Source organism: Kitasatospora sp. NPDC092039, assembly GCF_044756065.1.
Taxonomy (GTDB): Bacteria; Actinomycetota; Actinomycetes; order Streptomycetales; family Streptomycetaceae; genus Kitasatospora.
Map to the genome: position 1 here is coordinate 147,115 of NZ_JBIVSD010000019.1, position 11,182 is coordinate 158,296.

At 76.8% G+C, this 11,182-nt stretch carries 9 protein-coding genes; 5 read left to right on the forward strand and 4 right to left on the reverse strand.

The window, feature by feature from the left end:
• Positions 1-55 precede the first annotated feature (55 nt).
• Both ACIQI7_RS31000 and ACIQI7_RS31005 read right to left on the reverse strand, forming a co-directional pair.
• Positions 56-1,630: an alpha/beta hydrolase gene (locus ACIQI7_RS31000; RefSeq protein WP_401116474.1), complete on the reverse strand. Its 1,575-nt coding sequence runs from the start codon at positions 1,628-1,630 to the stop codon at positions 56-58.
• 91 nt (positions 1,631-1,721) lie between these two features.
• On the reverse strand, positions 1,722-2,486 hold the full coding sequence (locus ACIQI7_RS31005; protein WP_401116477.1) for an HNH endonuclease family protein: 765 nt from the start codon (positions 2,484-2,486) through the stop codon (positions 1,722-1,724).
• Positions 2,487-2,744: 258 nt separating this feature from the next.
• On the opposite strand from ACIQI7_RS31005, the gene ACIQI7_RS31010 reads away from it, so the two are divergent.
• The 5 genes from ACIQI7_RS31010 to ACIQI7_RS31030 all read left to right on the forward strand — a co-directional run bounded on the left by ACIQI7_RS31010 (position 2,745) and on the right by ACIQI7_RS31030 (position 7,928).
• Entirely contained in the window at positions 2,745-3,386 is a 642-nt protein-coding gene (locus tag ACIQI7_RS31010; RefSeq protein WP_401116480.1) for an NTP transferase domain-containing protein, read from the forward strand.
• A 173-nt stretch (positions 3,387-3,559) separates the two neighbouring features.
• Positions 3,560-4,408, forward strand: a complete 849-nt coding sequence (locus ACIQI7_RS31015; protein WP_401116483.1) for a hypothetical protein — start codon at positions 3,560-3,562, stop codon at positions 4,406-4,408.
• A 197-nt stretch (positions 4,409-4,605) separates the two neighbouring features.
• A complete protein-coding gene (locus ACIQI7_RS31020) occupies positions 4,606-5,472 on the forward strand; it encodes a hypothetical protein (RefSeq protein ID WP_401116486.1) in 867 nt (288 codons plus the stop codon).
• A gap of 160 nt (positions 5,473-5,632) precedes the next feature.
• The gene (locus ACIQI7_RS31025) at positions 5,633-6,616 is read left to right on the forward strand and encodes a (2Fe-2S)-binding protein (RefSeq protein ID WP_401116489.1); all 984 of its coding nucleotides are present in this window, start codon (positions 5,633-5,635) and stop codon (positions 6,614-6,616) included.
• Between the two features lie 214 nt (positions 6,617-6,830).
• Positions 6,831-7,928: a DUF2637 domain-containing protein gene (locus ACIQI7_RS31030; RefSeq protein ID WP_401116492.1), complete on the forward strand. Its 1,098-nt coding sequence runs from the start codon at positions 6,831-6,833 to the stop codon at positions 7,926-7,928.
• Between the two features lie 50 nt (positions 7,929-7,978).
• Here the strand turns inward: ACIQI7_RS31030 and ACIQI7_RS31035 are convergent, their stop codons facing one another.
• Positions 7,979-10,210: a SpoIIE family protein phosphatase gene (locus tag ACIQI7_RS31035; RefSeq protein ID WP_401116495.1), complete on the reverse strand. Its 2,232-nt coding sequence runs from the start codon at positions 10,208-10,210 to the stop codon at positions 7,979-7,981.
• Positions 10,211-10,696: 486 nt separating this feature from the next.
• Complete coding sequence (locus tag ACIQI7_RS31040; protein WP_387758094.1) at positions 10,697-11,083, reverse strand: ATP-binding protein; 387 nt, start codon at positions 11,081-11,083, stop codon at positions 10,697-10,699.
• Positions 11,084-11,182 lie beyond the last annotated feature (99 nt).

The following is an 11,182-nucleotide window of genomic DNA, read 5'->3' on the forward strand; positions in this document are numbered from 1 at the left end:
CCGAGGGGGCGTGCCGCGTTCGCGCGACACGCCCCCTTCCGCGCCTCCGGGCCGATCAGTCGGACGGGCAGTGGGTGCCCGCCGCCGGCAGCCGGCCGTCCACCAGGTAGGCGATCACCGCGTCCCGGACGCAGCCGCTCTTGTCGAACCCGGTGTGCCCGTCGCCGTCCCGGGTGAGCAGCACGCCGTGCTCCAGGCCGCCGGCGAGCCGCTGCGCCCAGGCGTACGGGGTGACCGGGTCGCTGGTGGAGCCGATCACCAGGAGCGGCGCGCTGCCCGGCGCCCGGACGGGCCGCGCCGGTTCGGGGGTGCGGAACGGCCAGGGGCGGCAGTCCGGGTCGAGCAGGGTGCCGACCGGGTCGTGTCCACTGGTCAGCGGGGCGCGGGCGGCGAGTTCGGCGAGGGCCGGGCGCAGCTCCGCCTCGGTGGGCGGCGGCGGGCCGTCGGCGCAGGAGATGGCGGCGTACGCGTCGGCCGCGGTCCGGTAGCGGCCGTCCTCGCCGCGGCCGGCGGCGCCGTCGGCGAGGGCGAGCAGGCCGTCGGCCGCACCCCGGGTGACGGCCGGGTCGAGGGCCGCGCGCAGCCGGGGCCAGGAGCGGTGGCCGTCGGCGAGCACGTTCAGGGCGGCGTCCCAGCCGAGCGCGGCGGTGAGCGTACGGCCGTCGGCGGTGCGCAGCGGACGGTCGCGCAGGCCGTCGAGGAAGCAGGCGAGGAGCTGCGGGGCGGTGGCCGGGTCGGCGCCGAGCGGGCAGGCCGTACCGTCCTCGGTGGCGCAGGCGGCGGCGAAGGCCCGGAGTCCGGCCTCGGCGGCGGCGGCCTGTTCGATGCCGAGCCGGGCGGCGGGGGCGCTGTGGTCGACGGCGCCGTCGAGGACGAGCCGGCCGGTGCGCTCGGGGAACTCCTCGGCGTAGCGGGCGCCGAGGTGGGTGCCGTAGGAGTAGCCGAGGAAGTCCAGCCGGCGTTCGCCGAGGGCGCCGCGCAGCACGTCGAGGTCGCGGGCGGTGTCGCGGGTGCCGAGGTGCGGGAGCAGCTCGGCGTGCCGGGTGCGGCAGGCCTCGGCGAGGATCCGGGCGCGGTCGTGGGCCGGGTCGTCGGTGGCGTTCCACTGGTCGCGGGTGCGGTCGTCCAGGCAGTGGACGGGGGTGGTGTCGCCGGCGCCGCGCGGGTCGAAGCCGACCAGGTCGTACCGGTCGTGCAGCGGCCCCTGGTAGCCCTTCCAACCCCAACGGACCGTCTCCACGCCGGAGTTGCCGGGGCCGCCGGGGTTGAGCAGCAGGGCGCCGAGCCGCCGCTCCCGGTCGGCGGCGGGCACCATGGCGAGGGCCACGTCGAGGGTTCGGCCGCCCGGGTCGGCGTAGTCCAGCGGGACCCTGAGGGCGGCGCAGCGCACCGCGGCCCGGTCCGGGCCGGTGCCGTCGTCGCCGGGGCACCGGTGCCAGTCGATCCGCTGGTCGTAGAGCGCGCGCAGGGCGGGGTCTGCGGTGGCGGCGACCCGCTCGTCCAGCGGCGGCCGGTCGGCCGGTCGGGCGGTGCCCGTGCAGCCGCCCGCCAGCGCGAGGGCGAGCGCGGCGGCGAGGGCGGGCACGGCGTGCCTGGGCGACCGGCGGTGCCGGGAAGTCTTCGGGGCCACCGCCCACGAATACCACCCGGCCCCGGACCGGGGCACACCGCACCCGCCTTCCCGGCCGGACGTCGACACTGCGCCGGGGATCGGCGGTTCGTCAGCCGTCGCACTGCTGGAGCATGGCCTTCTTGTCGGCCTCGGTGACGGGAAGCTGGTACTTCAGCGAGACCTGGGCGAAGCGCACCGCGTACGCGCAGCGGATCTCGGTGTTGGCGGGCAGCCAGGCGGCCGGGCCGGAGTCGCCCTTGGAGGCGTTCTGCGAGCCGTCGGCGGGGATCAGGTTGAGCGGGTCGTTGGCGATCTGGACGCGCTTGGCCTTGTCCCACTTGGCGGCGCCCATCTGCCAGTCGTAGGAGAGCGGCATCACGTGGTCGATCTGGATCCTGGAGGCCTGCTGCTTGGTCCACTGGACGCTCTTGCCGGTGTACGGGTCCCAGATGGTCATCGCGGTGACGGTGCAGGCCGAGCCGTCCTTGTGCTCGACGGCGGTGCCGTCCCGGGCGAGCAGGTCGTTGCGGGTGTCGCACTTGTTGCCGCCGAACGGGACGCCCGCGACGTTGTCCGTCCAGGCGGGGCCGAACTCGTCGCGGTCGTAGCCGTCCTTGGTGCCGACGGCGGCGGTGGCGACCCTGGCGATGACGTCCCGGCCGGCCTTCCGGTCCTCGGGGGTGGTCAGCGGCGCCAGGCCGGGCTTGGTGCCGTCCGGGTTCTGCAGCGGGCTGGTGCCCGCGGCGGCGGCGGTGCCGCCGGGTCGGGGGTCGCTCGGCTGGTGGTCGCGGCCGCCGATCAGCCAGCCGACCAGCGCGAGCGCGCATATCAGGAACACGGTGGCGGCGGACAGCGTGGTGCGGCGGGCGGGCACGGAGAACTCCCGGGATCAGGGCGGGTTGACGGCGAACCAGCAGATCAGCCGCCCCGGGGCAGGTCAAGGCGACGCCACGCGGCGCCCCGGGAGCATGTCGAAGCTCACACCCGCTCAGGTCCCGCGCCGTTGACCCGGCCCGGCCGGGGCGGGCCGGGACCAAGCGCGCGGGACCGCCGGTGCACGGCCCCCGTGTACGGGGCGGCGCTGTGGGTTCCCACCATGCGCGCCCCGGCCCCGACCGGGCACGCTGTCCCCATGCAGACCGCGCCGACACCCGCCGGACCCGCCCCCGGGCCCGCCCCTGCCGCCGCCCCGGTCGCCGCCCTGGTGCTCGCCGCCGGGGGCGGGCGGCGCCTCGGCGGGCGGCCCAAGGCGCTGCTCCGGTACGGCGGGCGGCCGCTGGTGGAGCACGCGGTCGCGGTGGTCCGGGCCGGCGGCTGCGCGGACGTCACGGTGGTGCTGGGCGCGGAGGCCGGGCGGGTGCGGGCCACCGCCCACCTGCCGGGCTGCCGGCTGGTCGGCAATCCGGACTGGGCGCAGGGCATGGGCACCTCGCTGCGGGCCGGCCTGGCCGCGCTGCCGCCGCACGCCTCGGCGGCGTTGGTGATGCTGGTGGACACCCCGGGCGTCACCCCGGCCGCGGTGGCCCGGCTGCTGGCCGCCCACCGGGCCGGCGCCGCACTGGCCGCGGCGGCCTACGGCGGGCGGCGCGGGCACCCGGTGCTGATCGGCGCCCGGCACTTCGCCGAGGCGGCGGCGGGCGCCCGCGGCGACACCGGGGCGCGCGCCCTGCTGGCGGCGCACGCGGCGGAGCTGGTGCTGGTCGAGTGCGCCGACGTCGCCGTCCCGGACGACCTCGACACCCCCGCCGACCTGGCCCGCTGGTCCGCCGGGTGAGCGTCCCGCACGGCCTGCCGAGCATCCCCCTCGGGAAGGATTCCGCCCCTACCAGAGCGGGCAGGATCCCCTGATCCGTCCCTGAGGATTGCCCCATTCCGCGTCCGGCGCCGGACATTTCCGGGAGCATGGGAGACGTCCCACCCACCCGACACCGACGGACGGAGCCCGCGATGGCCGGACTGCCCGACGACTTCACCGGACACGACCCCACGCGGCCGGGGCCGGGCGGTGGCGCCCGGGCGATCCGCTGCCCCGCCTGCCGCCGCGAGCACCTCTACGAACCGCCCTCCCTGCCCTGCCCGTGCGGGGCCTCGCTCAAGGTGCCGCTGCTGCGCGGCGGGGTGCCGGTGCAGGTCCGCTTCCGCTCCTGGGAGGACTCCTGGCTGAGCATGCGCTGCCCGCACTGCGGCCGCTCCGACCAGTGGCCGCAGCCCGAGTTCACCTGCAACTGCGGCGCCACCGTCCGGCTGCCGGTGGACCGCACCACCCGGCTGGGCACCGGCGGCGCCGCCCCGCTCGCCGCCCCCGGCCCGCACGCCGCCCGCCCGTACCCCGCCCACCCGGCGAGCGCGCCCGCCCCGGCCCCGCCCGCGCCGCCCTCGGCCGGCCGCTCCCGCCCGTTCCGCCACCGCGCGCCGTTCCGCCCGCACCCGGTGCGCACCTCCCAGGACGCGGTGTTCACCGCCGCCCGCTACCTGGAGTGGCTGGGCTTCGACGACCTGGAGCTGACCGAGGCCCAGGAGCGCGACGGGGTCACCCTGCTGGGCAGCCGGATGGTCGCCCAGGTGGACACCTGGACCGAGCCCGCCGACGTGAAGTCGGTCGAGTGCCTGTGGCTGCAGACCCTGCACGCCGAGGAGACGGCCGCCGCGATGTTCACCCTCGCGGGTTATTCGCACCAGGCCACCGTGCGTGGCGAACAGCTGCTGGTCGCCCTGTTCAGCCTTGACCTGGCGGGTGTGCCGCAGCCCGCGAACGGCGCCGCCGAGGCCCTGATGGAGACCGGCTGGACCTCCTGACCCACCGGGCGGCCCACCGGACCGCCCCGCTCCGCCTCCTCTAGATCATTCTTCTTCCAAAAGCAACAACCTTCGCTCGTGATCTGGTGCACAAGCTCACCCCCGTGTTGAATTGCCGCCACAGCGCGGGCCTTTCGCCCTGCCGTCGTCATGCGCACGGGTCGTGACGGCAGGGCCCCAGGGGCAGGTCCGCGCCCATGCCGGATGGCGCACACAAGGAGGTGGCGTTGTCGGAGCACGGATGGGACCCGAGCGGGCCGGTCGGGCGGGGGAGGGCGGCAGCGGAGGAGCCGGGTGACACCGTGTGGCGGCTGAGGTCCCGGGGGTGCTGGCAGGAGGCCGCCGAACTGCTGCGACCGGCCGCCGAGCACGACCCGGACGCGGCCCTCGGACGAGCCGAACTCCTCATCGAACAGTGCCTGTTCACCGCCGCGAACTGGACCCAGGCGGAGCAGGCGCTGCGCCTGGCGGAGGCGCTGGCCTCCGGCACCGAGCAGCGCGCGGCCGCCGCCTGCGCCCGCGGCTTCCTCGCGTACGTGGCGAGCGTGCTCGGCCCGCGGGACCGGCTGGACGAGGCGCAGGCCGCGCTCGGCCGCACCTCGGCCCTGCTGCCGCCGGACGCCCCGGGCCGCCCACTGCTGGACTTCCGGCGCGGGCTGGTCGCCGAGAACCTGCTGCGCGACCGCAGCGCCGCCTGGATCGCCTACCGCCGGGCGCACGAGGGCGCCGGCGAGCGCGGGGACGAACTGCTGCGCTCGTACACCTGGCGGCACCTGGGCGCGCTGGCGCTCTCCCGCGGGGACCGCGGGAACGCCCGGGAGGGGTTCGACGCCTCGCTGCGGCTGCGCGAGCAACTCGGCTTCACGGTGGGGGTGGCGCCGGCGCTCGCGGCGCTCGCCGAGGTGTCCGAGCCGCCCGAGGCCGCGCGGCTGCGGGCCGAGGCCAGCCGGCTGGTGGCCGCCCTGGGCGGGGTGCCGGTCTGGCTCGCGCGGCAGCTCATCCGTACGCCGGGGCCTCCCCCGGACGGGCGCATCGTGAGCGAGACCGGGGGCGGCATCAGCTAAGGTGAGGCTAACCTGGCCGGGGGGAGCAGTACCTCGGCCAGGTCGCCTTGCCGTTCCCCGGGCACCGCCATGCCCCGGTCCGGCCGCGTCCGGCGCCGCCGCTGCACCGGGCGCCGCCGGGCGGACCATGGGCGCCCCGGTCGACCCGATGGGGCCGTCCATGACCGTGAGCAGCGCCCGGCCCGGCCCCCGGCCGCGCACCCCCGCCCCCGCTCCCGGCCCCACCGCCCCGGGCGCCCCCTCGTACCACCGGCTGTCCGGACTCACCCCCGTCCTCACGGTGCGCTGCGCCCCACCCCGGCGCGGCGACGGCTGGCTGCCCGCCGCCGACCTCGCCACCCGCCCCGAGGCGGTGCGCGAGCTGATCGCCCACGACGCCCGGCAGGGCCTCGCCCGCTACGGGCAGCCGCTGCGCCCGGACGTCGCGGCCGGCTTCGGGCTGCACCGCTTCGTATGGCCGGTCTCGCTGCTGTTCACGCTGCCGTGGTTCCTGGAGCGGCGGGTCCCGCTGCCGGCCCTCGGGGACGTCGCGCTGCGCCGACGTCCGGAGGGGGTCGAACTCACGGTCCGCCCGGTGGGGTTCGCCTGTCTGCCGGACGACCCGGCGGCGGGGCCGGCAGCCGGCCCGCTGGTCGGCTCGGCGGCGGGGTCGGCGGACGGCTCGGCGGTCGGCTCGGCGGCGGGATCGGCGGTCGGCCCGGGGCAGGCCCGGACGGTGGCGGACGAGCGGGCGCTGGCCGCCGCCCTGCGGTCCGCGCTGGGGGCCTTCCTGGCCCCGGTGCTCACCGCCTTCGGCCCGGAGGCCCGGCGCGGGCCCCGGGTGCTGTGGGCGATGGCCACCGACGCCGTGGTGGAGGGGCTCTGGTACGCGGCCGGGCTGCTCGGGGAGCAGGAGCGGGCGCGCACCGAACTGTCCGCGCTGCTGGCGCCCGGCGAGCCCCTCGCCCCCGCACACCCACCCGGCGCGGGCACCCGCCCCGCGCCGGCCCCGGCCCCCTTCACCCCGGGCGCCGGTTTCGCGCCCCCGGCGCCCGGGGACGGCGGCGCTCCGGGCACGGAGCGGTCCCGGGCCAGTTGCTGCCTCGTCTACACCGCGGATCCGCGGGAGATGTGCGCCGGCTGCCCGCGCGTCACGCGACGTTGACGAATATCCGTCCGAGGGCAGGTCCGAAAAGCCCGTGATTGCGGGAAGAATCCACGTCAAATTCATATGACAATGCGATGGTAGCCGGGTCAGAAATCCCTCTCCTCAGCGCATTGACGGAGAATCAGCCGTTCCCCCGCCGAGCATCCGCCATGATGGTCCCCGCCGTCAGGACGCAGGAGAGCGACGCAGGAAAGCGAGGCCGATTCCAGCGATGAAATTGTCCGACATACCGCTCGGATGGGCGATCACCGTGGTCGTGGGGCTGCTGGTCAGCGCGCTCCTGGTGGCCCTGCTCCGCAGCCGGGGATCCACTACCTCCACCACCGGCACGGATTCCTGGGAGCGCTCCGAGGAACGGCGCCGCCGCAAGGAATCCCTGTACGGCGGCGCGTCCTACACCCTGCTGTTCTGCTGCGCCGGCGTCGCGGCCGCCCTCTCCTTCCACGGCCTGGTCGGCTTCGGGGTGCAGAACCTGGGCCTGTCCGGCGGCTGGGAGTACCTCGTCCCGTTCGGCCTCGACGGTGCCGCGATGTTCTGCTCGGTGCTCGCCGTCCGCGAGGCCAGTCACGGCGACGCGGCGTTCGGCTCCCGGCTGCTGGTCTGGCTCTTCGCCGGCGCCTCGGCGTGGTTCAACTGGGTGCACGCGCCGCGCGGCCTGACCCACGCCGGCGCCCCGCAGTTCTTCTCCGGCATGTCGATCTCGGCCGCGATCCTGTTCGACCGGGCGCTGAAGCAGACCCGCCGGGCCGCACTGCGCGAGCAGGGCCTGGTGCCGCGTCCGCTGCCGCAGATCCGCGTCGTCCGCTGGCTGCGGGCCCCGCGCGAGACCTACGCGGCCTGGTCGCTGATGCTGCTGGAGGGCGTGCGCAGCCTGGACGAGGCGGTGGACGAGGTGCGCGAGGAGAAGCGGGAGCGCGCCGTCGAGAAGCAGCGCCGCAAGCTGGCCGGGCGCCGGGAACGGGCCGAGATCCGGGCGATCAACCGTTCCCACAGCGCCTGGCGGCGCGGCGGCGGCGCGGCTCGGCAGCTGTCCTCCGGACCGGAGCCCGCGACGGCCGCCGGAACGGCACCTCCTGGGACGGAACGGGTAGTCGCGGAACGGGCGGTCACGGAACGGGCGGTCACGGAACGGACCGGGGCGGAGCGGGCTCCGACCGCACCGGCCGAGGGCGCGGTCGTCCAGCCGGGCCTGCCGGCCCGTTCGGGGCGGCGCACCGTCGACCTCACCACCGAGGACGACACCGTCACGCTGCCCCGGCTGGACTCGCTGGAGCGCAAACTGAAGGACCTGGAGCAGCAGTTCGGCTGACCGCCCGGGCCCGGGCGGCACGCCGGTGCCCCGGGGGTCCGGACGGGGGATCAGGCCGCGGCCGCCGCCAACCCGCTGAGCTCGAACCACATCCGCTTGCCGGAGCCGCGCGGCTCCACGCCCCAGGAGTCCGCGAGCGCCTCGACCAGCATCAGCCCGCGCCCGGAGGAGGCCTGCTCCCCCGGCGTCCGGCGGGTCGGCCAGAGGTCCGACTCGTCCTCCACCTCGACCCGCAGCCGGGCCCGGCCGCCGTCCGCCTCCGGCTCCCGGTAGAGCCGGGCGGTGAACATGGCGTCCCGGTCGGTGTGTCGGATGGCGTTGGTGACCAGCTCGGAGGAGAGCAGTTCGGCGGTGTCGATGAACTCGGCCACGCCCCAGCGGCGCAGCGCGTCGCGCAGTTCGGCCCGGACCTCGGCGACCCGCGCCAGGTCGGCCTGCCCGATCCGGCGGCGCAGCTGCTGGGCGGCCAGACCGCCGGCCGGGCCGTCCCAGCGCAGCAGCAGCAGCGCTATGTCGTCCTCGCGCTCGCCGTAGTCGGCGGCCTGGGAGGAGATCCGGTCGGCCAGCTCCTCCAGCGGGTCGCGGGCGGCCTCCGCCGCGTCCGGCAGCGGGCGGGCGAGCACCCGGGTGAGCCGGGCGACGCCCTCGTCCAGGTCCATGCCGCGCGCCTCGACCAGGCCGTCGGTGCAGAGCAGCACGGTCTCGCCCGGGTCCAGGCTGAAGCGGGTGACCCGGTACTCCTGGTCCGGGTCGATGCCCAGCGGCAGCCCGCCGGCCACCGGCACCACGGCGGCGGTCCCGTCCGCGCGGCGCACCACCGGGTCGAGGTGGCCGGCCCGGACGGCGTAGACCACGCCGTAGTCCACGTTGACCTCGGCGTACGTGCAGGTCGCGAAGTGGTCGGTGTCCAGGTCCGCGAGGAAGCGGGAGGCGCGGGCCATCACGGCGGCGGGCGGGTGGCCCTCGGCCGCGTAGGCGCGCAGCGCGATCCGCAGCTGGCCCATGATCCCGGCGGCGTGCACGTCGTGGCCCTGGACGTCGCCGATCACCAGGCCGACGTGCCCGCCGGGCAGCGGCACCACGTCGTACCAGTCGCCGCCGATCTGGAGGCCGGAGCCGGCCGCGATGTAGCGCACGGCGGTGCTCACGCCGGGGATGGACGGGACGGTGCGCGGCAGCATCACCCGCTGGAGGCCGGCCGCGAGCTCGTGCTCGGCGTCGTGCAGCCGGGCCCGGGCCAGCGACTGGGCGACCAGCCCGCCCAGGGTGGTCAGCAGGGTGCGCTCGTCCGCGTCCAGCTCGCGCTCGTCGTCGAAGCTGACCACGCAGACGCCGATCGCCCGGCCGCTGGCCACCAGCGGCAGGTACGCCCAGGAGCTGCGGCCGGTGCGGCTGGTCGGCTCCCACACCTCCGGGTAGCCGTCGCGGAACTCCTCGCGGGTGGAGACGAAGACCGGCGCGCGGTGGCGCAGCGCCTCGGCGGCCGGGTGGCCGGCCGGCAGCACCGTGCGGTCCCAGACCGCCAGCGAGTCGGCGCGGTAGCCGGAGGCGCCGAGGATCTGCGCCCGTCCGGCCTCGAAGGAGGCCAGCACCAGGCCGTCCGGAGGCAGCCCGGGCAGCGGCAGCTCGGTGAACACCCGGGCCACGTCACGCACGGTGACGGCTTCGGAGAGGGCGCGCGCCGCCTCCTTGATGAACCGGGAGCGCTCCTCGCGCAGCAGGGCCATCCGGTCGGCGTGGTCGCGCTTGTGCAGCTCGACGGTGGCGTCCCAGACGAAGCCGACCATCCGGGAGGCCCGGCCGAAGGCGTCGGCGAGCACCCGGCCGCGGAAGCGCACCGCGCGCATGCCGCCCTTCGCCCCGACCGTGCGGTAGTAGGCGCCGCACTGGCCCAGCTCGGCCACCGCGCGCTCGACCCGGCGGCGCACCACGGGCGCGTCCTCGGGGTGCAGCAGGGACAGGAAGGAGGCGGCGGTGCGGTCGAAGCGGCCGTGCTCCAGGGCGTCCAGTCCGACGATGGCGCAGGCCCGCTGGTCGCCCTCCAGGACGTCGCGGCGGATGTCCCAGTCGAAGGAGCCGATGCCGTTGGCGGCCATCGCGGGCTCCAGCCAGTCCGGCATGGTGTCCGCGGAGGACGGCGGCAGCCCGCCCGACAGCACGGGCGCCAGCCGGGCGGCGGCGAGGCTCGGGGACGGGCGCACCACGGAGCCGCGGCGCGAGGGCTGGGCGGGCGGCCGGGCCCGGCCGTTCCCGGTGGTGGTGGGGCCGGGCTGCTCGGCCACGCGCGGCTCCACGGTCCGCGGGGCCGGGGACCGGGGGGCCACGGTTCGCGGCTCCACGCTTCGCGGCTCCACGGCTCGCGGCTCTACCGCTCGCGGCTCGACGGTGGGCGCCGCGCCGGGAGGAAGCGCCGGCCCCGGCGACTCGGGCTCAGTGGGCATGCTGCTCCTGCCGCTGCCGTGGCGGACCGCGCCGACCGTCCGGACGGGCCGCGTGGCGGTGTGATGGGTCGTGCTGGATAGGACGGTGCGACGGACGGTGGCCAGTCGAGGTTCGGTCTCCCCGCTGCTTCCCGCACGTGGACACACATTCCCACCATCCTGGCCAATGTTCGGCCGAGCGGCAATGCCAACGGGCCGGAAATCTTCCGTTCCGCCTTCTGTTCAGGGCTTCCTTCGACGGCGAATCAATCGACGGCGAACCATCGCACGACCCGGCGGGCGGTGGCGGGCCGGGGCCGGCCGGCGGCGCCGGGACGACCCGCCGGCTCATGGCGTGGCGAGCTCGAACCAGGTGACCTTGCCGTCGCCGCGCAGCTGCACGCCCCAGGAGTCCGCGAGCGCCTCCACCAGCAGCAGCCCGCGCCCCGAGGTCGCGTACTCGGCCTCCGGATCGCGCCGGCGGCCGGGCAGTCTGCTGGTGCCGTCCTGCACCTCGACGCGCAGCCGGTGGTCCGAGCCGAGCACCGCGTCGAACACCGCGCCCTTGCCGGTGTGCAGCAGCGCGTTGGTGACCAGCTCGGAGGTGAGCAGCTCGGCGGTGTCGGACAGCTCCGGCACCCCCCAGTGGCTCAGCGCCGACCGCAGCCGCCGCCGGACCGCGCCCACCCCGACCAGGTCCGCCGGGTCGAGCGCCAGGTGCAGCCGGCGGTGCACGGCACAACCCGGAGCCGGTGAGCCCGGCAGGGTCGTCCCGGTGCCGCCGACCGGCCCCTGGACCGGCCCGGACCGGTAGGCGTCGCCGGAGCTCGTCCG

Excerpts from the sequence above, each read along its gene's own strand:
- ACIQI7_RS31010 (WP_401116480.1), top strand. The coding sequence starts at position 2,745 with ATGCAGACCGCGCCGACACCCGCCGGACCCGCCCCCGGGCCCGCCCCT.
- ACIQI7_RS31015 (WP_401116483.1), top strand. The coding sequence starts at position 3,560 with ATGGCCGGACTGCCCGACGACTTCACCGGACACGACCCCACGCGGCCG.
- ACIQI7_RS31020 (WP_401116486.1), top strand. The coding sequence starts at position 4,606 with ATGCCGGATGGCGCACACAAGGAGGTGGCGTTGTCGGAGCACGGATGG.
- ACIQI7_RS31025 (WP_401116489.1), top strand. The coding sequence starts at position 5,633 with ATGACCGTGAGCAGCGCCCGGCCCGGCCCCCGGCCGCGCACCCCCGCC.
- ACIQI7_RS31030 (WP_401116492.1), top strand. The coding sequence starts at position 6,831 with ATGAAATTGTCCGACATACCGCTCGGATGGGCGATCACCGTGGTCGTG.